The organism is Flavobacterium sp. ov086 (assembly GCF_900187965.1).
In the GTDB taxonomy this organism is placed as follows: Bacteria; Bacteroidota; Bacteroidia; order Flavobacteriales; family Flavobacteriaceae; genus Flavobacterium.
Genome location: NZ_FZNL01000012.1, coordinates 53,225 through 75,785, shown reverse-complemented (window position 1 = coordinate 75,785; position 22,561 = coordinate 53,225). Strand labels below are relative to the sequence as shown.

Annotated in this window: 27 protein-coding genes; 20 read left to right on the top strand and 7 right to left on the bottom strand. The window is 33.1% G+C overall.

Going from position 1 to position 22,561, the window contains the following annotated elements:
* Window positions 1-2: 2 nt before the first annotated feature.
* The 10 genes from CHB81_RS14145 to CHB81_RS14100 all read left to right on the top strand — a co-directional run bounded on the left by CHB81_RS14145 (window position 3) and on the right by CHB81_RS14100 (window position 7,021).
* Window positions 3-917, top strand: coding sequence for an AraC family transcriptional regulator (locus tag CHB81_RS14145; RefSeq protein ID WP_089352509.1), 915 nt, complete (start codon window positions 3-5; stop codon window positions 915-917).
* Between the two features lie 65 nt (window positions 918-982).
* Window positions 983-1,399: a hypothetical protein gene (locus CHB81_RS14140; protein ID WP_089352508.1), complete on the top strand. Its 417-nt coding sequence runs from the start codon at window positions 983-985 to the stop codon at window positions 1,397-1,399.
* Window positions 1,400-1,434: 35 nt separating this feature from the next.
* Complete coding sequence (locus tag CHB81_RS14135) at window positions 1,435-2,115, top strand: aspartate/glutamate racemase family protein (RefSeq protein WP_089352507.1); 681 nt, start codon at window positions 1,435-1,437, stop codon at window positions 2,113-2,115.
* Window positions 2,116-2,198: 83 nt separating this feature from the next.
* Complete coding sequence (locus CHB81_RS14130; protein WP_089352506.1) at window positions 2,199-2,567, top strand: nuclear transport factor 2 family protein; 369 nt, start codon at window positions 2,199-2,201, stop codon at window positions 2,565-2,567.
* Window positions 2,568-2,647: 80 nt separating this feature from the next.
* Window positions 2,648-3,070, top strand: a complete 423-nt coding sequence (locus CHB81_RS14125; RefSeq protein WP_089352505.1) for a DUF1801 domain-containing protein — start codon at window positions 2,648-2,650, stop codon at window positions 3,068-3,070.
* Between the two features lie 6 nt (window positions 3,071-3,076).
* Window positions 3,077-4,174, top strand: a complete 1,098-nt coding sequence (locus CHB81_RS14120; protein WP_089352504.1) for an MBL fold metallo-hydrolase — start codon at window positions 3,077-3,079, stop codon at window positions 4,172-4,174.
* 47 nt (window positions 4,175-4,221) lie between these two features.
* Entirely contained in the window at window positions 4,222-4,749 is a 528-nt protein-coding gene (locus CHB81_RS14115; protein WP_089352503.1) for a GNAT family N-acetyltransferase, read from the top strand.
* 20 nt (window positions 4,750-4,769) lie between these two features.
* A complete protein-coding gene (locus CHB81_RS14110) occupies window positions 4,770-5,894 on the top strand; it encodes a lactonase family protein (RefSeq protein ID WP_089352502.1) in 1,125 nt (374 codons plus the stop codon).
* Window positions 5,895-5,912: 18 nt separating this feature from the next.
* Window positions 5,913-6,440 carry a GNAT family N-acetyltransferase gene (locus tag CHB81_RS14105; protein WP_089352501.1) on the top strand — a complete coding sequence of 176 codons (528 nt, stop codon included), beginning with the start codon at window positions 5,913-5,915 and terminating at the stop codon, window positions 6,438-6,440.
* Window positions 6,440-7,021 carry a TIGR00730 family Rossman fold protein gene (locus CHB81_RS14100; protein ID WP_089352500.1) on the top strand — a complete coding sequence of 194 codons (582 nt, stop codon included), beginning with the start codon at window positions 6,440-6,442 and terminating at the stop codon, window positions 7,019-7,021. Before CHB81_RS14105 ends, CHB81_RS14100 begins: the two co-directional genes overlap by 1 nt.
* Window positions 7,022-7,035: 14 nt before the next feature.
* On the opposite strand, the gene CHB81_RS14095 is transcribed toward CHB81_RS14100, so the two are convergent.
* Window positions 7,036-7,869, bottom strand: a complete 834-nt coding sequence (locus tag CHB81_RS14095; protein ID WP_089352499.1) for an AraC family transcriptional regulator — start codon at window positions 7,867-7,869, stop codon at window positions 7,036-7,038.
* Between the two features lie 85 nt (window positions 7,870-7,954).
* On the opposite strand from CHB81_RS14095, the gene CHB81_RS14090 reads away from it, so the two are divergent.
* From CHB81_RS14090 to CHB81_RS14065, 6 genes are all read left to right on the top strand, one after another.
* Entirely contained in the window at window positions 7,955-8,347 is a 393-nt protein-coding gene (locus tag CHB81_RS14090) for a DoxX family membrane protein (RefSeq protein ID WP_089352498.1), read from the top strand.
* 5 nt (window positions 8,348-8,352) lie between these two features.
* Window positions 8,353-9,303 (top strand): polysaccharide deacetylase family protein, encoded by a 951-nt coding sequence (locus tag CHB81_RS14085; RefSeq protein WP_089352497.1) that lies wholly within the window; start codon window positions 8,353-8,355, stop codon window positions 9,301-9,303.
* Window positions 9,304-9,430: 127 nt separating this feature from the next.
* On the top strand, window positions 9,431-10,111 hold the full coding sequence (locus tag CHB81_RS14080; RefSeq protein WP_089352496.1) for a porin family protein: 681 nt from the start codon (window positions 9,431-9,433) through the stop codon (window positions 10,109-10,111).
* Between the two features lie 109 nt (window positions 10,112-10,220).
* Window positions 10,221-10,688 carry an SRPBCC family protein gene (locus CHB81_RS14075; protein ID WP_089352603.1) on the top strand — a complete coding sequence of 156 codons (468 nt, stop codon included), beginning with the start codon at window positions 10,221-10,223 and terminating at the stop codon, window positions 10,686-10,688.
* A gap of 102 nt (window positions 10,689-10,790) precedes the next feature.
* Window positions 10,791-11,159 carry an iron chaperone gene (locus tag CHB81_RS14070; protein ID WP_089352495.1) on the top strand — a complete coding sequence of 123 codons (369 nt, stop codon included), beginning with the start codon at window positions 10,791-10,793 and terminating at the stop codon, window positions 11,157-11,159.
* Window positions 11,160-11,165: 6 nt separating this feature from the next.
* On the top strand, window positions 11,166-11,846 hold the full coding sequence (locus CHB81_RS14065) for a 2'-5' RNA ligase family protein (RefSeq protein WP_089352494.1): 681 nt from the start codon (window positions 11,166-11,168) through the stop codon (window positions 11,844-11,846).
* 101 nt (window positions 11,847-11,947) lie between these two features.
* On the opposite strand, the gene CHB81_RS14060 is transcribed toward CHB81_RS14065, so the two are convergent.
* The 3 genes from CHB81_RS14060 to CHB81_RS14050 form a co-directional block, all read right to left on the bottom strand.
* Window positions 11,948-12,325: a VOC family protein gene (locus CHB81_RS14060; protein WP_089352493.1), complete on the bottom strand. Its 378-nt coding sequence runs from the start codon at window positions 12,323-12,325 to the stop codon at window positions 11,948-11,950.
* A gap of 82 nt (window positions 12,326-12,407) precedes the next feature.
* Window positions 12,408-13,109, bottom strand: coding sequence for a VanW family protein (locus tag CHB81_RS14055; RefSeq protein WP_089352492.1), 702 nt, complete (start codon window positions 13,107-13,109; stop codon window positions 12,408-12,410).
* Window positions 13,106-13,768: a class I SAM-dependent methyltransferase gene (locus tag CHB81_RS14050; RefSeq protein ID WP_089352491.1), complete on the bottom strand. Its 663-nt coding sequence runs from the start codon at window positions 13,766-13,768 to the stop codon at window positions 13,106-13,108. The genes CHB81_RS14055 and CHB81_RS14050 overlap by 4 nt, the downstream gene beginning before the upstream one ends.
* A 329-nt stretch (window positions 13,769-14,097) precedes the next feature.
* Between CHB81_RS14050 and CHB81_RS14045 the strand changes: the two genes are divergently transcribed.
* Window positions 14,098-15,192 carry an acyltransferase gene (locus CHB81_RS14045; RefSeq protein WP_254921102.1) on the top strand — a complete coding sequence of 365 codons (1,095 nt, stop codon included), beginning with the start codon at window positions 14,098-14,100 and terminating at the stop codon, window positions 15,190-15,192.
* 3 nt (window positions 15,193-15,195) lie between these two features.
* On the opposite strand, the gene CHB81_RS14040 is transcribed toward CHB81_RS14045, so the two are convergent.
* The 3 genes from CHB81_RS14040 to CHB81_RS14030 all read right to left on the bottom strand — a co-directional run bounded on the left by CHB81_RS14040 (window position 15,196) and on the right by CHB81_RS14030 (window position 18,599).
* Window positions 15,196-15,621 (bottom strand): SMI1/KNR4 family protein, encoded by a 426-nt coding sequence (locus CHB81_RS14040; protein WP_089352489.1) that lies wholly within the window; start codon window positions 15,619-15,621, stop codon window positions 15,196-15,198.
* A gap of 55 nt (window positions 15,622-15,676) precedes the next feature.
* Entirely contained in the window at window positions 15,677-16,354 is a 678-nt protein-coding gene (locus tag CHB81_RS14035; protein WP_089352602.1) for a DUF2625 domain-containing protein, read from the bottom strand.
* A 97-nt stretch (window positions 16,355-16,451) separates the two neighbouring features.
* Window positions 16,452-18,599 (bottom strand): cation:proton antiporter, encoded by a 2,148-nt coding sequence (locus CHB81_RS14030; protein WP_089352488.1) that lies wholly within the window; start codon window positions 18,597-18,599, stop codon window positions 16,452-16,454.
* A gap of 321 nt (window positions 18,600-18,920) precedes the next feature.
* Between CHB81_RS14030 and CHB81_RS14025 the strand changes: the two genes are divergently transcribed.
* The 3 genes from CHB81_RS14025 (at window position 18,921) to panB (ending at window position 22,551) form a co-directional block, all read left to right on the top strand.
* On the top strand, window positions 18,921-20,348 hold the full coding sequence (locus CHB81_RS14025) for an L-serine ammonia-lyase (RefSeq protein WP_089352487.1): 1,428 nt from the start codon (window positions 18,921-18,923) through the stop codon (window positions 20,346-20,348).
* A 138-nt stretch (window positions 20,349-20,486) separates the two neighbouring features.
* Complete coding sequence (locus tag CHB81_RS14020; protein WP_089352601.1) at window positions 20,487-21,683, top strand: SH3 domain-containing protein; 1,197 nt, start codon at window positions 20,487-20,489, stop codon at window positions 21,681-21,683.
* Between the two features lie 49 nt (window positions 21,684-21,732).
* Window positions 21,733-22,551, top strand: coding sequence for a 3-methyl-2-oxobutanoate hydroxymethyltransferase (gene panB / locus CHB81_RS14015; protein WP_089352486.1), 819 nt, complete (start codon window positions 21,733-21,735; stop codon window positions 22,549-22,551).
* Window positions 22,552-22,561: the final 10 nt, after the last annotated feature.

Sequence of the window (22,561 nt, the reverse complement as noted above, 5' to 3'; positions counted from 1 at the left end):
GCATGGCAAATCAACAACCTTATCGCATTAAAAGCATCAGCGAATTTCATGAATTTAGAGATTTGCCAAAACCGGAACATCCGCTAGTGAGTGTTTACAATTTTGAAGATCTTAAATACCTCAACGAAGCTGAACCTAAAAGTCTGATGCTCGATTTTTATTCGATTGCACTAAAACGACATGCAAATGCAACGATGCGATACGGTCAGCAGGAATATGATTTTAATGAAGGGGTTTTGCTATTTATTGCACCAGGTCAGGTTTTTTCTATAGAAGGAAATGCAGAACTTCAACATACAGGATGGTCCTTATTGGTCCATCCTGATTTTTTGTGGAATACGCCACTTGCTAAGAAAATCAAGCAATACGAGTATTTCGGATATTCGGTTCATGAAGCTTTACATCTTTCTGATAAAGAAGAAAAAATGATTATTGGTATCATCAAAAACATTCAGCAGGAATATCAATCTAATATTGATAAATTCAGTCAGGATGTAATTATTGCCCAAATCGAACTATTACTTACTTATTCTGAGCGTTTTTACAATCGTCAGTTCATTACCAGAAAAATAAGCAATCATAAGATTCTGGAACGTTTAGAAAAATTATTAGACGATTATTTTACAAATGATTCCTTATCAAAAAAAGGATTACCAACGGTTCATTATGTTGCCGAAAACTTAAACGTTTCGCCCAATTATTTAAGCGGATTATTAAAAATGCATACAGGTCAAAGCACCCAACAACATATTCATGATAAATTAATCGAAAAAGCCAAAGAAAAACTTTCTACAACCAATTTATCCATTAGCGAGATTGCCTTTGAATTGGGTTTTGAGCATCAGCAATCCTTCAGTAAATTGTTTAAAACCAAAACAAATGTTTCACCTTTAGAATTCAGACAATCTTTTAATTAATTAACATTCTTCAATCAGATATCTAAAGATATTATCCATAAATTCGCTACAAATAAGCGAAAGTTATGAATCCGATTTTTAAAAATATTCTGGCCGTTATTATCGGTCTTTTTGTGGGAAGTGTTGTCAATATGTTCATCCTATTATTGAGCAACTCAATTATTCCTGCTCCAAATGGCGCTGACGTTACCACTGTTGAAGGTTTAAAAGCCACAATACATTTGTTTGAACCAAAACATTTTATCTTTCCGTTTTTAGCACATGCCATCGGAACTTTTGCAGGTGCTGCAGCTACTGTTTTAATTGCCTCAACTCACAAAACAAAACTTGCCTTAATAATTGGCTGTTTCTTTTTATTAGGCGGTATTGTAAATACTTTCACCTTACCCTCTCCTCTTTGGTTTACCGTTGTAGATTTAGTTTTTGCTTATTTACCAATGGCTTATCTGGCAATAAAATTATTTGCAGGAAAGAAATCATAAAACATTTTAGCCATTAATCTACTAGTATTAAATCAATGAAAAAAATTGGACTTGTGGGCGGAATCAGCTGGGTTTCGACTATCGATTATTATAAATTAATTAACGAAGGTGTCAACAAAAAACTAGGCGGATTGCAATTTGCCGAATGCCTTATTTATTCCTTGAATTTTGGTGATATACAGGAAAAAACCTGGCAGAACTCTTATGAGCTTTTACTAAATGCCTGCTTAAGCTTAAAGAAAAGCGGTATTGATGCCATAGTTTTATGTGCCAATACAGCTCATCTTTATGCAGATGAACTCGAAAAAGAAGTTGGTTTGCCTTTAATTCATATTGGTACCGAAACAGCAAAAGCCATAACACAAAAAAACATTACTACAATTGGACTTTTGGGAACTCAGTTTACGATGGAAATGGATTTTTATAAAGATCGTCTTAAAAGTTTTGGTCTCCAAGTACTCATTCCTGAAAAACAAGAAACCCGCGATTATATACAATATGTTCTAAAAGAAGAACTGGGAAGAGGAATTGTAACTCCAGAATCCAAGCAGAACTATATTAAAATTGCAAACGAATTAATTTCTCGCGGAGCCCAAGGTATTATTTTAGGTTGTACCGAAATTCCAATGTTAATTGATCAATCTGATTTTTCGGTTCCTGTTTTTGACACCACAAAAATCCATTCAGAAGCTATTGTAGACTTCATTTTGTCCTAAAAATAAAAGACAATAAATCCATCCCTGTTTCTATTTCAAAGAAGTAAATTTCATAACTTAGTTAGCTTTTAAATTCTAAAATCATGACTAAGAAATATATTGCGCAGGAGTTTTTAAAACTCGCAGCAAAAGGGCATTCTCACGAGGCTTTTCGACTTTATGTAGGCAAGAATTTTAAACATCATAATGCTTACTTTAAAGGCGATGCTCAAACTTTGATGTTGGCAATGGACGAATCATCACGAAAAAATCCGTACAAAACTTTAAAAATACATCATGCATTAAGAGACGGAGATATGGTTGCCGTGCATTCGCATGTAAAACAAAATTCGACTGATTTAGGTGCTGCCGTGGTGCATCTTTTTAGATTTGAATCAGACAAAATAGTAGAACTTTGGGATTTGGGACAATCGATTCCAACCGAAATAAAAAACGAAAACGGAATGTTTTAGAAATCTGTTTTTTACACGCAGATTTTGCAGATCAAACAGATTCTATTGAAAAATAAATTATTCAAATCAAATAATTCGTGATGGCAAAAAATAAAACAACTGAAACAGAACAAAGTGTGACCGATTTTGTAAATGCTGTTGAAGATGAAACTAAAAGAAAAGACTCTTTTGAACTCATCAGAATCATGCAGGAAGTCACTGGTTTTGAACCCAAAATGTGGGGACCAAGTATTATTGGTTTCGGAAGTTATCATTATAAATATGCCAGCGGTCATGAAGGCGATGCGCCACTCGTAGGGTTCTCACCCAGAAAAGCTGCAATCTCACTTTATGCCTATGCTTCGTCTGAACAGAAGGAAGAATTGCTTTCTAAATTCGGAAAATACAGGGCTACAAAAGGTTGTATTTACATTAAAAAAGTAGCCGATATTGATGTCGAAATTCTAAAGAAAATGATTGCTGCTTCGGTCGAATATTTAAATAAATTATATCCCTCAAATTAAGACACTATGGTTCTTACAATACTTATTATTTTAGTCGCAATCCTTTCTTTCTTTTTACTACACCCAAGATATGGAAAAAGACCATCAGGCGAAAGACTGGCTTTAATACAAAAGTCTCCTCAATATAAAAACGGAAAATTCGAAAATATCAATTATACGCCCGAACTTGCAGAAGGTTACGGCTACTTTGATATAATTTCTGATTTTTTATTTAAGAAAGTAGATCGAAAAATCCCGACTGACATAATCCCATCAATAAAAACAAATTTACTGGAACTTGATAGCAATGAAGATATCTTAGTTTGGTTTGGACATTCTTCTTATTTTATTCAGCTTGAAGGAAAACGTTTTTTAATAGATCCCGTTTTCAGTGGCAATGCCTCTCCTATTATTGGAACTACAAAAGCATTTAAAGGAACTGATATTTATACCGCCAATGATCTTCCGGAAATTGACTATTTATTGATTACACACGATCATTATGACCATTTAGATTATACAACGATAATGGAATTAAAACCTAAAATCAAAAAAATAATATGTCCACTTGGTGTTGGTTCACATTTTGAATTTTGGAAATTTCCAAATCAAAATATCATCGAAAAGGATTGGTATGAAAAAATAGAACTCGATCAAAATATTACGCTTTATACCACTCCGTCAAGACACTTTTCCGGTAGAAGTATTAAACGTTGTAATACTCTTTGGACTTCTTTTGTATTAGAAACCAAAGACTTTAAAATGTATTTGGGTGGCGACAGTGGTTATGATTCTCATTTTGCTGAAATTGGTGCAAAATACGGTCCTTTTGATATTGCGCTTCTCGATAACGGCCAATATAATCCCGCCTGGAAATACATTCACAATCTCCCCGAAGATGTCATAAAAGCCATGAAAGATTTAAATACAAAAAGAGTTTTCCCGGTTCACTCTTCAAAATTTTCACTATCGCTTCATGCCTGGGATGAGCCTTTGATTAAAGTAACAGAATTAAACGCGGCTTCAGCAAATCCGATTCCGTTAATTACGCCAATGATTGGTGAATTGGTCGAACTAAAAAATGAAAAACAAGAATTTAAACAATGGTGGAAAGGAGTTAAATAGATTTTAGATTTGAACACGTTTACTTTGTCATTAATAAACATAAAATAATGAATCAATCAGATTGTACTATTCGAAATGCTTCTCCATCAGAATTTGAAGAAATTGGGAAATTACTCATCAGTGTTTATTCGCAATTAGAAGGTTTTCCGAAAGAAAATGACCAACCCAATTATTATAAAATGCTGGCTAATATTGGCGATTTCACCAATCATCCTGAAACAGAACTTTTAGTAGCAATCGATAATAATAAAATTCTTGGCGCTGTGGTTTATTTTAATGACATGAAATATTATGGCTCAGGCGGAATTGCAACTCAGGAACAAAACGCAGCAGGTTTCCGATTATTAGGCGTTGATACAAATACACGCGGAAAAGGAATTGGTAAATTACTGACGCAGGAATGCATCAAAAAAGCCACTGACAATAAACGCGAACAACTTATAATTCATTCAACATTAGCAATGAAAACAGCTTGGAAAATGTATGAAAATATAGGATTTAAAAGATCTGAAGATTTAGATTTTATGCAGGGAGAATTGGCTGTTTTCGGATTTAGATTAAAGATTAACTCATAAAAATAATACCTTATTAAACCTTGAAACTAAAAATATACTTCTTCGCAATTGCATTCCTTCTTGCATTAAATGCGTTTTCACAAAATACCTATGTTTTTCTGGGATCTTACAACAGAGATAAAACTGCAGAATCTATTCAGGTCTATCAACTAGATACTTTAAACGGAAAACTTAGCAAAATAACTTCTGTAAAGAATGTTGTAAATCCGTCGTATTTGACTTTGTCACCAAACGGAAAATATTTATACGCCTGCACCGATACCAAAACACCAAATGCAGGAAGTGTAAACAGTTTCGAGTTTAATCCCGAAAATAAAACTTTGACTTTTTTGAACAGTCAAAGAAGCGGCGGCGAAAATCCCGTTTATGTGTCGGTTCATAAAAATGGGAAATGGCTTGTGAATGGTAATTATACTGAAGGAAGTGTTTCGGTTCATCCGCTTTTAGAAAATGGAAAAATAGATTCTATTGCCCAAAATTTTCAATATATGGACGGAAGCGTCAATAAAGAAAGACAAGCCAGATCGCACATTCATTCGACTGTCTTCTCGCCTGAAAATGATTATTTATTCATGCCGGATCTTGGTGCTGATAAAATACGCTGTTATCGATTTGATGAAACTCAGAAAAAACCTTTGGTCGAAACAGATCATCCTTTTCTTAAAACCGATTTAGAAGCCGGACCACGGCATTTTACGTTTCATCCCAATCAAAAATTTGGTTATTGTATCGAAGAAATGGCAGGCGCAATAAGTGTTTATCAATATCAAAATGGCGCTTTGACAAAGGTTCAACACATCAATACACATCCGGATAAAATTACAGAAGGTTTTGAAAGTTCAGATATTCATGTTTCGCCCGACGGAAAATTTCTGTATGCGACAAACAGAGGAAAAGAAAACAATATTGCGATTTTCTCTATTGACGAAAATGGTCTTCTAAAAAACATTGGCTATCAATCGACTTTAGGGAAACATCCCAGAATTTTTGCGATCGATGAAAACGGAAAGTTCTTGGTTGCAACGAATGTTAACACTGGAAATATTGTAGTTTTTAAAAGAAATTCAAAAACAGGATTGCTAAAGAAAACTGGGAAACAGGTTAAAATGGAGAATGTTTCTTGTGTTCAGATAAAAAAAATATAACTTTAAAAACAGCTCAATATGAATATATCCCCTTTAAATCTGCAACCTGAGATTCTAGAAGACGATCTAACCAAATTAATTCCGCTTCAGGAAAGTGATTTTAATGCACTATATAAAGTAGCATCAGATCCTTTAATTTGGGAACAACACCCCAATAAAAACCGCTACGAAAGAGAAGTCTTTCAAAATTTCTTTGAAGGTGCCATGGAAAGCAAAGGTGCTTTTCTGATAATTGATAAAACTACAGGCGAAATAGCGGGAAGCACACGTTTTTATGAATATGACGAAGAAAACAGAACTGTTTTTATTGGATATACTTTTTATGGAAGAAAATTTTGGGGTACCGGATTTAATACTCACGTTAAGAAAATGATGCTCGAATATGCTTTTAAAGACGTCAACAAAGTTCAATTTCATATCGGAGCAGAAAATTACCGTTCCCAAAAAGCGATAGAAAAACTAGGGGCAGTAAAAGTAGAAGAAATAGAGGTTGCGTATTATAATGAACCCTCCCGTCATAATTTTGTATACGAAATAAAAAAATAATGAAAAGAATAACAGTATTCTGCGGGTCCAGTTTTGGTACCGAAGAAATTTATAAAGAACAAGCAACTTTGCTCGGGCAAACCTTAGCAAAGCAAAATATAGAATTAGTTTATGGTGGCGCAAATGTTGGTTTAATGGGCGCTGTTGCAGATGGAATTCTGAATGAAGGTGGAAAAGCAATTGGAATTCTTCCAAACTTTTTACGCTCTAAAGAAATTGCGCATCTTGGTTTAACCGAATTAATTTTGGTAGAAAGTATGCACGAAAGAAAAACTAAAATGAACGATTTGTGCGATGGCGTTATTGCGCTTCCGGGTGGTTTTGGAACTCTCGAAGAGCTTTTCGAAATGGTGACCTGGGCACAATTAGGCTTGCATAAAAAACCAATTGCCATTTTAAATATCAATGGTTTCTATGATTCATTAATTGAATTAACGCAAACAATGGTCGAAAAAGGTTTACTGAAAGAAGCCAATCAAAGTATGCTTTTGGTAAGCGATAACATTGATGATTTACTGGATAAAATGAGAAATTATGTTCCGCCAACTACCGGAAAATGGATTGATAAAGATCAGTCTTAAAATCAAGGTCAATTCTAATTCTTAAATTGCTTTTTATAATCGCTCGGATTTAATCCTGTGTATTTTTTAAACAATCGATTGAGGTGACTCGCATCGCTAAAACCAAATTCATAAACAATTTCATTGATTTGCAAATTGGTAAACTTCAATCGGGTTTCGATCAGTTTTACTTTATAGGCAATTGTGTATTGTTGAATACTTTGCCCGGTTTTGGTTTTAAAATATTCACTGATGTAAGTGGGAGAAACATTAAACTTTAAAGCCATTTTTGTTGCTTTTAATTCCTCTGGCTGATAAATATTGTGATGTACATAATTCAGCAAATCTAAACTCGGTTCAGCATTAGATTGGTTCAGAGCAAGCGGTGAAATAAGCGAAATATTTCTGGCAGCAAGCGTAATAATCGTATTTAGTATTTGCTTTATTACTTCTTGCTGTTGCGGAAAATTACTATCCTCTTCTCTAATCAACGCTTCTACCATGGCTCGCAACAAAGGTTTATCGGTGACGGTTTTTAAAATACAGCCCGGTAAATGATTGTGATTATGAAAGATAAATTCCAATTTCTGAATCCAATCACTATTTTGCGTTTTAAGATAACTATCATGAAATCTGATAAAGAAAAACTTCGTTTTCTCGATAACTTCAAAACTATGCGTGTCCTGAGGAAAAATCAAAAACAACTTATCGCTGCTATAAGGCAATCGGTGATCGTTGATAATCTGAATGCCTTTTCCTTCTAAAACAAAAACCATTTCAAAAAAAGTGTTTTTGCGTTCTTTGGCTTCGTATTCTGAAACTTCCAGAAACTGAAGTTCAAAAGGGCGGTATAAATTTCTAATTTCCATCTTCCAAAAATACAAATTAATCCAATGATTGTACAAATTTAAAAAAGTTGTTCTTCTCAACTTTGTACTATAAAATCATACAAAAATGGAAACAACTTCTTTTTTATTATTGCGCCTTGCGATCGCCATAAGCATGTTTGGCCACGGATTGGTACGTCTGCCAAAACTAACTACTTTTAGTAACTGGATGATTGGCAGTTTTGAAAATTCTATGCTGCCAAAAATCATTGTAACACCTTTTAGCTACATTTTACCAATAGCCGAATTTGTGATTGGCTTACTCTTATTGTTAGGGTTATTTACAAGACCTTCTTTAATCGCCGGAGGATTTGTAATGTTAGCATTATTATTTGGAACTGCGATGATTGAGAACTGGGAAGCCGTTCCATCACAATTAATTCACATTGCATTTTTTGCTTTACTTTTACATTTCATTGATTCTAACAGTTGGGCAATTGATTTATTAATCAAAAAATAATTACCATGAGTTCAAGACGAAATTTTATAAAACAAACCGGAATTATAGGTATGGTTGGGATGATAAATCCAATTGAAACTTTTTCAGAAATTCCAAAAATAACTCCTTTCTTATCTCCTCAAAAAACAAAATGGGCCGATGGTTCAAGATTAGTTGTTTCGATTTCAATGCAATTTGAAGCTGGCGGACAACCTGAAAATGCAGAAAGCCCGTTTCCTCAAAATATACAAAAAGGTTATATTGATCTTCCTTCAGCAACCTGGTACGATTATGGATATAAAGAAGGGATTCCGAGAATGTTGGACAATTGGGATAAACTTGGTGTAAAAGTTACTTCGCACATGGTAGGAACTGCAGTTCTAAAAAATCCTCAACTAGCCAAAGAAATTGTACAGCGAGGTCACGAAGCTGCTGCTCACGGAATGAGTTGGAGCACACAATATACAATGCCTTATGACGAAGAGAAAAAATTCATTAAAGACGGTGCTGATGCAATAAAAACCGTAACAGGCTTTACTCCTGTTGGTTATAACGCAAACTGGCTTCGACGCGGTACAAACACACTCGATATTTTACAGGAACTTGGTTTTAAATATCATATCGATGATTTAAGTCGTGATGAACCTTTTATAATTCAGGTGAAAAACAAAGATTTCGCCGTTATTCCCTACACGATTCGAAACAATGATATTGTTTTGATTGAAGGAAAAAACTTTTCGGCAGATCAATTTTTACAACAGGTCAAAATGGAATTTGATCAGTTATATGCCGAAAGCGAAACACAACGCCGACAAATGTCTATCAGTTTTCATGATCGCATTGGCGGAACTCCACAAATGGTAAAAGCAGCAAACGATCTTATTAAATACATGCAGCAACACAAAGGCGTAAGTTTTAAACGTAAAGACGAAATCGCCGAAATGGCGCTGCATGACAAAACAACAATAAGAGAATAATTTTATATGTTATTCCTTAAAATTTTAAAATCCAGACAAATACTAATTGTCTGGATTTTTTTTGATTATAGATGATTTTTTAATAAGAGTAATTATATATTTGACATAAAACAATTAACCCAAAAACATGAAGAATATTACGTTTCTATTTTTTACCATTGCTCTTATTACATTTAAAACTTCAGCTCAGGAATCAAAAATTAAATTTGGAATACAAGGAGGTTTAAACTACTCAAATTTCAGAGGTTATCACTCTTTTACAGATGAAAAACCGGGCTTTTCCTATTTATTTGGAGTTTCATTTCAATACGCATTAAATGAAAGTCTCTCTTTAAAAGCTGATTTAAATTATGACAGAAAAACACAAACTACAAAAGGGACAACGCTGGATTGGTACAATTCGGATACACCAATACTAACACCCGAAATTACTCATACTTTTAAGTCAACTAGCTACCTAAACTATATTACACTTCCAATAATGCTAAAATTCAGTTTCACCCGTAATAAGAGTTTTTACATAAATGGTGGACCTTATTTAGGTTATTTACTCAAATCTGGAATGACGTTTGAGTCTTCTAGTGAAGGATCTCAGGATGAGGATCTCGAAAATACAAAATATAGAAAGTCTATGGAATTTGGAATTTCAGCAGGTTTTGGAAAAGAATTTAAATTAAACGATAATCATTGCATCTATGTTGAATTACGAGAAAATTTAGGCTTAACAGATATTGCTAAACCTGCTATGCCAACGGATGAATCAATGAAAACAAATTCTCTTAATTTGATTACCGGATTTACGTTTTGATTAATTTTTGGTACATATAATTTCTTAAATTAGAGGTCCAAAAAAAATGTTTCAAGTTTCAAGTTCTACAATTAATAATTCAAAAACAACCTTTTTTCACAAATCAAACATGAAAGCAGAAAACAACCACTTCGCAAAAGCCGAAATGCTGATTAGAAAACCTGTTTCAGAAGTTTTTCAGGCCTTTACAAATCCGGAAATTACTAGTAAATTTTGGTTCACAAAAGGTTCCGGAAAATTAGAACAAGACACAACAACCGAATGGACATGGGAAATGTATGGTTTTTCGCTAACTGTTACGACACATGTTTTGCAGGAAAATAAAAAGATCGTAATCGAATGGGGAAATCCTGATGAAACAACAATAGTCGAATGGATTTTTACTCCGTTAAACGAAAATGAAACATTTGTGAGCATTACCAATTCCGGTTTAAAAGGAGATTCAGATAAAATAATAGATCAGGTTCGAAATTCTACTGAAGGTTTTACTTTAGTTTTAGCTGGAGCCAAAGCTTATTTAGAACATAAGATTCAACTGAATTTAGTTTTGGATCGCTTCCCGAAAGGTCTTGCATAAAAAAAAGTTTATTTTGTTTCAGGTTTCAAGTTTCAGGTTTTCGCAACGAACTTGAAACCTGAAACTTGAAACTTTTTAAACCTAAAACAAAAACTAACCACAATGGATACGAAAAAACCAGAAAACATAGACGAATACATTGGAGCATTCCCAAATGATGTTCAGGGGATTTTAGAGAAAGTTCGGATGACCATTCAGAAAGCAGCTCCGGACGCCAAAGAAAAAATCAGTTATTCGATGCCGGCTTTTGAGCAAAACGGAATCGTGGTTTATTTTGCCGCCTTCAAAAATCATATTGGTTTGTATGCTTTGCCAAGCGGTCACGAAGCTTTTAAGGAAGAACTTTCGAAATACAAATCAGGAAAAGGTTCTGTACAATTTCCACTAAATCAACCAATGCCTTTTGATCTGATTACTAAAATTGTAAAATTCAGAGTCAAGGAAAATTTGGAAAAAATGAAACAGAAATGATAGTAAATGAATTTACAAGAACATTATAACGAACTCTACAAACAATCTTCGGAAGCTATTTTAGCTGGTAATTACAAATTAGATTCTCAAATTAATGACCAAAATGATTCTCGTTTTGGGATTACCTTATTAATTCGTCCAAATGAAGTAATTAAGGCAAATATTCAGCTGTTTTTAAATGAATTAAAAGCCATAGATCCTTTGCAATATTATTACCCTAATTCAGATATTCATATTACTGCAATGTCCATTATTTCATGTTATGAAGGTTTTAGTTTAGATAAAGTTTCGATTCCGGATTATGTCGAAATTATCCAAAAAAGTTTACTTGATTTAAACGAAATCAAAATTGAATTTCGTGGCGTTACAGCCTCACCTTCTGCAATAATGATTCAGGGTTTCCCAACGGATGAATCTTTGAATAATCTAAGAGATAAATTACGGGAGAATTTCAAAAAATCAACTTTAGAACAAAGTATCGATAGTCGTTATGCCATTTCAACAGCACATGTAACGGTTGTAAGATTTCAGGAGAAACTTCAAACTCCAGAGAAATTAATCGCGATTACAGAGAAGTTCCGTGATTTTGATTTCGGAACATTTACGGTTGATAAAATAGAATTGGTTTATAATGATTGGTATCAAAGAGAAAAAAACACAATTCAATTGGCAGATTTTCATCTGTAGTTTTTCGCCACGAATTTCACTAATTAAAATGTTTGATAATTTGAATAAGTACTCTATCGTGCGCCAAAACAATTAGTGAAAATTTGTGAAATTCGTGGCAACTATTTTTTATACTCTTTCCCTGAGAAATTTCCAAAATGCCACAAAACACCGGATGGATCGTGTAGAAAACATTCGCTTCCCCAATCGAGATGGCGTATTGGAGTTAATTTTACACCGTATTTTTCAGTCAGATTGAGTTTTAGAAGTTCATTGTAATAGTAATCAACATCTTCGACTTCCAGAAAAATCATCGTGTTTTCATTCCAGCTTTTATCATAATAATCCTGAAGATAAAAAGCTAAATCTCCCGTTTTAAAAACAGAAAACTTTGAGTCTAAAACTCCTTCTTCGAAACCTAAATCTTTGTAGAAACTTCTGGAGATTTCAAAATCTTTGGCTCCAATAAACGGTCTGATTGATACTGCTTTATGTTTCATTTTAATCTCATTTAATAGTAATTAGTTTTTATAAATCTTCCATACAATAAAACTACGAGGGTTGATCCGATAAAAGGTGTTATTACTCTAAATTTACTACCTTATATTTAGATTGATTCAACAATTTTCTGTCATTATTGAAAACACTTACATAAACAAAATTTTGATCCATTTTAGATTCAAAAGCTAATTCTCTCTTCTCAATTGCTTTTACACTAAACAAAGTTGCGTGTAAATAATTATCAACTATTTTAATTTCAAATTTAACCGGAAACGGCAAGTTGTTTTTTATTCTCAAATCCTTATATCCATAAACAATTGTTGCATCACAACCTAAGGGCGCAAACCTTGTTTCTTCAGTATAAATATCAACGGAATGATTGTGTCTCTCTAAAATTTCTAAACCAGCAATTAAACTCATCTGATATACAATTCCGGATACCTGACACATCCCTCCTCCATTCTCTTGTTTTAACTTCCCGTTTACTAAAGTTCTGCTTTTCTTAAAATTCTGATTTGGATTTCCAATAATTTTTAGGAAAGAAAGGATTTGATTTGGTTTAAGAACATGTCGATTTATTCTTTTCGAAGCCAATTCAATATTGTGTAACTTGTTTTCAAAAGTCAGACCTAGTTTTATTTCCTGCGATATTGTTAATGCATAATCAAAAACAAATTCATGTTGCATTTCTTCAGAAAACTTGAAAAAATCTCTACTTAGCAAATCATTTTTAAACCGAATAAGTAATTTTAAATGTATTTTTATATGTTTCCAAGTTCTCATTTCTTCTCAAATTCAATGATTAAATAAGAACTATATTCTTTCAGAAATGAAGTGGCCAAAAATGAATCTATTGTTATGAGAAACTTTCTGCAAAACTTAGGAAATCTATGAATGGGTAAAAATAGAAAACCTATAGTTCTTTTAATCTCAAAATTTGATTTTAACTTTAAATCTTCAATCGAAAAACTACTTGCTCCATGCCAATCTTCCTTTTTATAACCTAGAAGTTGTCTTCTTTTTCGCGAAGGAATATCAAAAATAATTCTTCCATTCTTTTTTAAGACTCTATTGCATTCTTCAAATATAGCATCAATTTTTCTCTCCTCTAAGTGCATGAAAAAATGAAAACTAATAATGGTATCAATACTATTATTCTCTATTATTAGTTGATCCGCTTCATTCAATAAGATTGTTTTTTTGGGGAATTTTGCTTTTGAAATTTCAACCATTGCACTACTCGCATCAACTCCTAAAGAGGCATAATTTAAAAGTCTTCCTGTACCACAAGCCAAATCAAGAATTACTTCATTTTTATTAGTTAATAATCGATCTAGAATTTTTCTTTCTTGATTATCGATAAATTTACCATAAGTATTGTTAAATCTATTTTCATCATATGTACTTGCCAAAGTATCATAATAACTTACAATTTCATTCATTTAGATTCTTTCAGGTTAAAAAAACAATTATCCTTTCTTCAAAATATTAACCAAACCTCTCCTAATTACTTCCATTCATTTTTGATAATAGTTACCCGAATTTCAAAATCTTTGGCACCAATAAAGGATCGGATTGATGTGGCTTTGTGTTTCATTTTTACTTTGTTTTTATTTCTAAAATTATCAAAATCGGGCAAAAAAAATGTTAATAAAATCCTTTTTTTTGAGAAAGAAACTTTTGTAATTCAATTATCTTTACTGTCGAAAAATTCTTTTTTCATTCGATAAGCTATCAAAAAATATTCATAAAAAAACAAATCGATTCCAAAGTGCACAAAAAATTATATGGATTAGATCATTTACGCGCTTTTGCAATATGTTTTGTCTTTTTATTTCATTATCAACTTTTCGAATGTCCTGAATGGTTACCAAATATAGCAAAATTTGGTTGGACAGGTGTAGATTTATTTTTCGTTTTAAGCGGCTTTTTAATATCTTCTCAGTTATTTTTTCAAATTAAAAATGACGTTAGAATTTCATTTAAAGATTTCTTTTTAAAACGTTTTTTCAGAATACTTCCTTTATTTTGGTTTATAACAGGAGTTTATTTTTTAATTCCATTATTTAGAGAGCGTGAGGCGCTTCCTCCAATATGGAAACTACTAACATTTACCCAAAATTTCGATCTAAACCTTCGCGATTTCGGAACTTTTTCGCATGCCTGGTCACTTTGTGTCGAAGAGCATTTTTATTTTCTTTTACCAATTGCACTTATTCTTTTGCAGAAATACAAACAATTTCATAAATCATATTGGGTTTTAATCGGACTTTTTACTTTCGGTTTTATTATTCGATTTTATAGCTGGAAAATCTTATATCTTCCTCATATTGCTGACGAAAATGCATGGCTCTTTTGGCAAAAATACATCTATTATCCAACTTATAATCGTTTAGATGGGCTTTTGACAGGAGTTTCGATTGCAGCAATATATCAATTTATGCCTGCTTTATGGAACGTAATTTCTAAGTATGGAAATCATTTTTTAATAGTTAGCTTGATTACATTAGTTATAGCTTACTTTTTATGTTATGAAGAACATTCCTTTTATGCTTCTATTTTTGGATTCACTTTAGTAGGAATCGGATATGGATTTATGGTTATTGGCGCCATTTCACCAACGAGTTTTTTATATCAGATCAATTCAAAAATCACTACTTTCATCGCCACATTATCTTATGGAATTTACTTAATTCATAAGGGAATTATCCATATTACACAGTTAATTTTAAGTTATTTTGGTTTCGATTCAAGCAGTACTTTGAGTTTAATAATCTGTATTATTTCATGCATCGCGATTGCCTTTATACTTCATCAAATAATCGAAAAACCATTTATGAAATTAAGAACAAAATGGGTTGCTTAAAAATCACAAAAACCAATCAATTCCATTATTTAGACGAACAAGAAAATCAGTAAATGATATCCCAATTTCAATATTATATTTACTATTCAGGTCAATAAATGGCGAAAGAATTATTTTTACATTATCAAATTGATCTATTTCAATTCCTATAAATTCTCCACTCCCATTTGAACCAATTCCAATAGTTCTGGTCATTTGTTCAACAATATTATAACCTTTATTGGTTTCAATAATTTCCTCTAAACTCCAAAGGTTTATAAATTCAACACCAATAAATTGATCAATCCCAAAATAGTTTTCAAGATAAAAAATGTAATCTTCAGGAAGTTTTAAATTGGCATATGATTCAACCTCTGAAATACTAACAGAAGCATTTATATCTCTTTTAGGAAAACTATATTTTACAATTATTTCTTGCAGATCTTCCATGAATTAAATTCCGTTTTACAAATATATTTCAATACAATACCCTGAAAATTAATTTTCACTGATCAAAACCAAGTTGTTTTCTTAAATCCAGATTAAAACTATATTGTTCCTCTATTGGAATTATTTTTCTTGCACTTTTATTGATATCACTTCCTTCAGCTGTCCATAGAAATGGATAGAAATTAAAAACCTCATCGCCTTTTAATTTCGAAACTTCTTCTCTCCAGTCCTTCCATCTGTTACCTTCGTAGAACTTATCCAAATCATTATTAAAACAGAATCCCAGAAACTCAGAATATGTAATATCCAGTTGCTCATATTCGAGATTGTCAGGCGAGAAATAATAAATCTTCCCTAAATCAGTTCCTAATCCGCCACCGTTTAAAAGATAAAAACCACCAATCGCATCATCAGCAATTAATAAAAAAGGAGGTGTTTCGCCAAATTCTTTAAACGATTTTCCTTTATTCCAATCTGGAAGTGTGCGGTTAAATTTTGAATTTCCTGAACCCAAAATTCTAATCCAGCCATTATCAACTAAAATTCCTCCGGTCATAAAAACAACTGCTCCCATTGTCGAACGGGTTGTAACCTGAGTTTTATATAAGGTTTCTTTTGCTTTTACAGCATCAACGGGTAAAACCTCAACTTTGTTTTTTGCCGTTTTAATCCAGTCTTCGACAGTCGTCCAGGCAGGATCTTTTTTATCTATAAGTTCTTCCGTATTTTTCATTTTGTTTTGCGCCGTTACAGCAAAACTTAAAAATATCAATATAATTATTGGTAACTTCGGTATCATTTTTATCTATGTAAATATTTACTCACAACAACTATCCTTTCTTCAAAATATTGCCTAAACCACGACCAATTTGCTCGATTGCTTCAAGACCTTTTTGTAATGGCGTAGCGGTAAAATCTTCGTAGGCATCCATCGCAGTTTCTTTACGATCGTCTTGGGCATAAACCAAAATCAGATTATTACCGCTAAATGATTTCTCGAATTTCTGTGGTAGTTTATCAAATATGGTTTGGTACGAAACAGAACCTTTTCTGGATAAGTTGAAAACAATTAAATCAGTTGGTTTTATTTCATCTGAAATAGCTTCAAAATCATCCCAATCCAAAATACTTTTAAAACCTAATTTAGCATTCAACTTCAATTTAATTGCAATTTGCTGAATAGCCTGATGCGTTTTATACTCGGCATAAATTACAATCGGAATACTTAATTCCTGCGATAATCTGCAGATTTTCTGTAACAGAAGATGAAAACCAACGCCTCTTTCTGAAAATGGCGGACAAATAAAAACCAATCTTTTCTCTTCGATAAATGTTTTTTGAAACCTGCAAATAAATAAACTTTTGTCTACATTATTAATGATCGAATCTACGTTTTCTCCAAATATTTTATCCAGGAAACCTGTTTTTCTTGGCCAGCCAACAATCACAATATCAGACATAATTTCTTTAGAAGTTCTTGCAATTCCACTCGCAGGATTGTGATCAATTCTGGCAATTGTATTTATTTTTACTTCTGATGCAGAACCTTGAATTACAAATTTATCAACCGCCTTTCTATACTTCAAAATATTAATTTCCGCCTGATCATTATTCGGAACAATCGTTAACAAAGTCACCGGATTAGACGATTTTTTATCTTTTATCAAAAGTGCAAAATCTAATAAACTGGCTGTCGCCGAAGTTTTTGCTAACGGAATCAATATATGTTCGTCCAAAATTTGGTCGCTATGTGCATCTTCGTGTGAAACTTCTTCTTCGCAAATGGCAATTTTTTTAGCAGCTTTTTCAGTAGCAAACGAAGCTACGATACAAGTAATCAGGATTAAAATAATGGTTCCATTCAAGATGTTTTCGTCCAGAATTTTAGCTTTAAATCCAACCAAAATAACCGCCAGAGTTGCAGCAGCATGCGCACTACTTAATCCAAATATAAGCTGTCTCTCGGTCTTTGTATATTTAAAAACAATTTGAGTAAAAAATGCTGCAATCCATTTTCCAAAAATAGCCACAACACTCAAAGTTCCGGCAACAATTAAAGCCGTTGGACCGCTAAGAATCACGCTAATATCAACTAGCATTCCCACAGAAATCAGGAAAAACGGAATAAACAAAGCGTTTCCAATAAACTCAATTCTATTCATTAATGCTGACGAATGCGGAATTAAAGGGTTCAGTGCCAAACCAGCAACGAATGCTCCAATAATGGGCTCTACTCCTGCTACTTCTGCCAAAAACGCAGCGAAGAAAACAACTGAAAGTACAAAAATATAATGGGCGTGTTTCTCACTTTCTAATTTCTTAAAGAACCATTTTGCAACTCTCGGAATAAGTAAAAACATAATTGCCGAGAAAATAGCCAATGAAACGGTTAGTTTTATCCAAAAAGCCTGATTCAGATTTCCCTGACTGCTTCCCATAATAACCGCCAAAATAATCAAAACAGCAGTATCTGTTAAAATCGTTCCTCCAACAGTTATGGCAACCGCCTGATTTTTTGCAATTCCCAGTTTACTCACAATTGGATACGCCACCAAAGTGTGTGTTGCAAACATGCTCGCGGTTAAAAAACTGGCATTGAAATCGTAATTTAAGAGGTAAAAGCAAACCGGAAACCCAATCGAAAGCGGAAAAATAAAGGTAAAAAAACCAAATAATAAACTCTTATTTTTATTGGCTTTAAACTCATTCATGTCGAGTTCCAGACCGGCAATAAACATGATATAAAGAAGTCCAATTGTCGAAAATAAATCAACGGCGGAGTTTTTTGCCAGAATATTTAATCCGTGAGGTCCTATAATTACACCCGAAATAATAAGTCCGATAATTCCCGGGATATTTATTTTTTTGAGTAAAATTGGGGACAAGAGTATAATAAAAAGTATTAACGAGAAAATCAATACTGGGTTATTAAGTGGTAATTCGAATTCGTGTATTAAATGCTTGAAAAATTCTATCATATTATATTTTTATCTTCTTGGTGGTATTCTAAATTTTCGTAAAAAGATACTTTAAAATCAAAACGAAATCCTTGAAGGTATGGTTAATTTCGATTCTTTTAAGGAATTAAAAAAAATCGGGGTGTTTTAGTAATTGCTTTTATACAAAAATACCTAAAAAACACGAACTTTCTACGAAATGCCTATATTAAACAATTAAATTTATTTCGTTATCAAATTATTAAAATTTAATATTTATTTTAACAAAATCGCAATATTTACAAACTAAATTTAATCATCTTTGCATTATTCAATTATCTTTGTCTTAATAAAAATTACACGATGGAAGAATGTATCTCTGTTTTTGATATGCTTAAAATTGGTGTTGGTCCCTCAAGTTCACATACTTTAGGACCTTGGAGAGCCGCAGAACGTTTTTTGGAAGAGCTGAAAGACGAGTCAATTTTAGACCAGATTAAACGAGTAAAAGTCGATTTGTACGGATCGCTTTCTCTAACCGGAAAAGGTCACGCAACTGATTTATCTGTTATGTTAGGTTTAAGTGGTCAGGATCCTGAATATATTCCGGTTGAGAATATTGCCGGGATTATTAAAACGATCGAAGACACGAACGAAATTATTTTGGGTAACCAATATAAAGTTCCGTTTTATTTTCTACAGGATATTGTCTTCAATAAAGAGTTTCTTCCCTTCCATGCAAATGGATTAAAATTTACGGCTTATAAAGCAGATGATTCTGAGTATGAATCTACCTTTTATTCTATTGGAGGAGGTTTTGTGGTTAAAGAAGAACGCACAAATGCCAAAATCAAAGAGGAAATAAAATGTGCTTTTCCCTTCCCGATTCAAAATGCTGTTGAGCTTTTAAATTATACAATTTCAGAAAACAAATCCATCTCGGAAATTGTTTATGAAAACGAAAAATCAATGCGTCCTGAAGCCGAAATTCATTCAGAATTAATGCGTATCTGGAATACAATGCTCGAATGTATGTACATTGGCTGTCATACCGGAGGAATTCTTCCCGGCGGATTAAACGTTCGCAGAAGAGCTTTTGATATGCACCAAAACTTAATAGGTTTATCTAATTATTCGAATCCGCAAAGCTGGCTGGAAGAAATTAGAAAAACCGAAGTGAAATTTCGTCAGATCCTAAAATGGGTAAGTTGTTTTGCACTTGCCGTAAATGAAGTAAATGCTTCTTTAGGCCGCGTTGTTACTGCACCTACAAACGGAAGCGCAGGAGTAATTCCTGCTGTTTTAATGTATTATTTGGTGATTGAAAACCATAGTGCAGGCGAAAAAGAAATCAAACAATTTTTGATGGTTGCCGGAGAAATTGGCAGTATTTTCAAAAAAGGCTCTACAATCTCCGCTGCAATGGGTGGTTGTCAGGCCGAAATTGGTGTTTCGTCATCAATGGCTGCAGCAGCTCTTTGCGAATTAATGGGCGGAACTCCTGCTCAGGTTTTAATGGCTGCCGAAATTGCTATGGAGCATCATTTAGGTTTAACCTGTGATCCTATTGGCGGTTTGGTTCAGATTCCGTGTATCGAAAGAAATACAATGGGTGCCATAAAAGCCATAAACGCTGCCGAATTAGCGCTTGAAACAGATTCTAAAAATGCAAAAGTACCTTTGGACAAAGTTATCAATACGATGTGGCAAACGGCAAAAGACATGAACTCAAAATACAAAGAAACCTCAGAAGGTGGATTAGCAATTGCCGTAAATATGGCTGATTGTTAGAAAATAAAAGTTGCCACGAATTGCACGAATCTACACGAATTAATATTTTATTTATGCTTCATGCAGAAAAAAATTCGTGTTAATTCGTGAAATTCGTGGCAAAATTTATTCATGGCAAAAAAAATTAAAAACTACTTTATGAAATACTGCTTTCTAATAGCATTATTATTTTGCACGGTTTTACTACATTCTCAAGATCGTCGTTTTCTAAATTCAGACACCAGATTATATACTTCTAAAAATACCTCATCAGAGTTTTTGGGCTATTTTAGATACGGTGCCGAAGTACAATTACTTTCAGAAAATGAAAATGGCTGGTACAAAGTAAAAGCAGATAATTTCACCGAAGGTTATGTTCCTGAAAATTTCATTGCCGAAAGATTAAATGCCAGAGATATTAAAACAAAAGACAACGAGAACCCTATTCTGGAAGGCGGTGACAATTATTATGGCGGAAATCATCTTTTCGTTTTAGTTGCCGGTTTAAAAGCGAGGGCGCTTCCTGATAAAAACTCAAAAATCAGAGAAATTTTATATACCGGAGATCCTGTCCCTGTAAATTATCTTCCTAAAAATCAAGACGAGTGGGTAAATATAAATGGTAGTTTTAGTGATGAATATGCACAATTTACCCTTAGAAAATTCATTAGTAAAAGACCTGATTTTAATGCTTTAATAAAAGAATTCGATAAACTCGACGTTAACGCTATTACTGATCGCAAAACGATTGGCGAACGACTTGTAGAATTAGCTTGGAACAGTGAAAACACCACTTTAGCTCCTGCATACCAAAGATATTATGAAGTCGTAAAACAATTAAACGACCCTAAACTTCTTACCGATACAGAACTAAATATGGCTATTGCCAAAGGCTTAGGAAATCATAAAAAACCGGAAGAAATTACTGCTTTTACCAAAAAAGTAGAATTTATACTGAAAGGCGTAAAAACCAAATCTTTATTCTTCTCTCAAAAGGACTTGGTGAAAATATTTGGAAAACCTTCTAAAAAAGCAACCGTAGGCGACGAATGCGGTATTTACCTGAGTGATTCTTTTTATTACTATCCTGACTTAGAAGCTTCTGTAGACGAAACCAAAAATCAGGCAGAGATTACGAAAGTTTTTATCAACGAAAACAACAAACTAATTTTCAATGCAAATGCAGTAATAGACAATACAATGTCTGAAAAAGTATTTATAGAAAAATACGGGACTTATATTGGCGCTTCTATAAAATCGCCACACACTTATTCTATTCAATTAGAAGACAGTGAATTTAGAATTGATTTTAAAGACGGAAAGTTATTTACTATAGAAATAATCTTCTATTGCTGATTTCAATTTATAATTATTCAATACTTTTACACCTTCAAAAAAACACAAAATGTCAGTAGCAAAAAAAGATTATAAAAGAATCACAACAAAGTCATTAATTGAAATGAAAAGTAACGGAGAAAAAATCTCTATGCTTACCGCTTACGATTTTACAATGGCAAAAATTGTTGATACCGCAGGAGTCGATGTGATTTTAGTGGGCGATTCAGCATCAAATGTTATGGCGGGTCATGAAACGACGTTGCCAATTACTTTAGATCAAATGATTTATCACGCTTCATCTGTAGTTCGCGCTGTAGAGAGAGCTTTAGTTGTGGTAGATTTACCTTTTGGAAGTTACCAGTCTGATCCAAAAGAAGCTTTGCGTTCTGCTATTAGAATCATGAAAGAAAGCGGTGGTCACGCCGTGAAACTTGAAGGAGGAAAAGAAATAAAGGAATCTATCAAAAAAATATTAAACGCCGGAATTCCAGTTATGGGACACTTGGGTTTAACACCACAATCGATTTATAAATTTGGAACTTACAGCGTTCGCGCCAAAGAAGAGGAAGAAGCGGAGAAACTAATCGAAGATGCAAAATTGCTTGAAAAAGTAGGTTGTTTTGCTGTTGTTTTAGAAAAAATTCCAGCCGAATTAGCACAAAAAGTTGCCGAAAGTATTTCAATTCCAGTTATCGGAATCGGTGCCGGAGGTGGTGTTGACGGACAAGTTTTGGTTATTCATGACATGTTAGGAATGAACAATGAATTTAGTCCGCGTTTCTTACGCCGCTATTTAAACTTATACGACGAAATGACAAAAGCAATCGGTCAATATGCTGCTGATGTGAAGTCTCGTGATTTTCCGAATTCTGGGGAACAATACTAGATTAGACTTC

Bases quoted from the DNA above. Each gene is read 5' to 3' on its own strand.
- CHB81_RS14145 (WP_089352509.1), top strand. From the start codon at position 3: ATGGCAAATCAACAACCTTATCGCATTAAAAGCATCAGCGAATTTCAT.
- CHB81_RS14140 (WP_089352508.1), top strand. From the start codon at position 983: ATGAATCCGATTTTTAAAAATATTCTGGCCGTTATTATCGGTCTTTTT.
- CHB81_RS14135 (WP_089352507.1), top strand. From the start codon at position 1,435: ATGAAAAAAATTGGACTTGTGGGCGGAATCAGCTGGGTTTCGACTATC.
- CHB81_RS14130 (WP_089352506.1), top strand. From the start codon at position 2,199: ATGACTAAGAAATATATTGCGCAGGAGTTTTTAAAACTCGCAGCAAAA.
- CHB81_RS14125 (WP_089352505.1), top strand. From the start codon at position 2,648: ATGGCAAAAAATAAAACAACTGAAACAGAACAAAGTGTGACCGATTTT.
- CHB81_RS14120 (WP_089352504.1), top strand. From the start codon at position 3,077: ATGGTTCTTACAATACTTATTATTTTAGTCGCAATCCTTTCTTTCTTT.
- CHB81_RS14115 (WP_089352503.1), top strand. From the start codon at position 4,222: ATGAATCAATCAGATTGTACTATTCGAAATGCTTCTCCATCAGAATTT.
- CHB81_RS14105 (WP_089352501.1), top strand. From the start codon at position 5,913: ATGAATATATCCCCTTTAAATCTGCAACCTGAGATTCTAGAAGACGAT.
- CHB81_RS14100 (WP_089352500.1), top strand. From the start codon at position 6,440: ATGAAAAGAATAACAGTATTCTGCGGGTCCAGTTTTGGTACCGAAGAA.
- CHB81_RS14095 (WP_089352499.1), bottom strand. From the start codon at position 7,869: ATGGAAATTAGAAATTTATACCGCCCTTTTGAACTTCAGTTTCTGGAA.
- CHB81_RS14090 (WP_089352498.1), top strand. From the start codon at position 7,955: ATGGAAACAACTTCTTTTTTATTATTGCGCCTTGCGATCGCCATAAGC.
- CHB81_RS14085 (WP_089352497.1), top strand. From the start codon at position 8,353: ATGAGTTCAAGACGAAATTTTATAAAACAAACCGGAATTATAGGTATG.
- CHB81_RS14080 (WP_089352496.1), top strand. From the start codon at position 9,431: ATGAAGAATATTACGTTTCTATTTTTTACCATTGCTCTTATTACATTT.
- CHB81_RS14075 (WP_089352603.1), top strand. From the start codon at position 10,221: ATGAAAGCAGAAAACAACCACTTCGCAAAAGCCGAAATGCTGATTAGA.
- CHB81_RS14070 (WP_089352495.1), top strand. From the start codon at position 10,791: ATGGATACGAAAAAACCAGAAAACATAGACGAATACATTGGAGCATTC.
- CHB81_RS14065 (WP_089352494.1), top strand. From the start codon at position 11,166: ATGAATTTACAAGAACATTATAACGAACTCTACAAACAATCTTCGGAA.
- CHB81_RS14060 (WP_089352493.1), bottom strand. From the start codon at position 12,325: ATGAAACATAAAGCAGTATCAATCAGACCGTTTATTGGAGCCAAAGAT.
- CHB81_RS14055 (WP_089352492.1), bottom strand. From the start codon at position 13,109: ATGAGAACTTGGAAACATATAAAAATACATTTAAAATTACTTATTCGG.
- CHB81_RS14050 (WP_089352491.1), bottom strand. From the start codon at position 13,768: ATGAATGAAATTGTAAGTTATTATGATACTTTGGCAAGTACATATGAT.
- CHB81_RS14040 (WP_089352489.1), bottom strand. From the start codon at position 15,621: ATGGAAGATCTGCAAGAAATAATTGTAAAATATAGTTTTCCTAAAAGA.
- CHB81_RS14035 (WP_089352602.1), bottom strand. From the start codon at position 16,354: ATGAAAAATACGGAAGAACTTATAGATAAAAAAGATCCTGCCTGGACG.
- CHB81_RS14030 (WP_089352488.1), bottom strand. From the start codon at position 18,599: ATGATAGAATTTTTCAAGCATTTAATACACGAATTCGAATTACCACTT.
- CHB81_RS14025 (WP_089352487.1), top strand. From the start codon at position 18,921: ATGGAAGAATGTATCTCTGTTTTTGATATGCTTAAAATTGGTGTTGGT.
- CHB81_RS14020 (WP_089352601.1), top strand. From the start codon at position 20,487: ATGAAATACTGCTTTCTAATAGCATTATTATTTTGCACGGTTTTACTA.
- panB (WP_089352486.1), top strand. From the start codon at position 21,733: ATGTCAGTAGCAAAAAAAGATTATAAAAGAATCACAACAAAGTCATTA.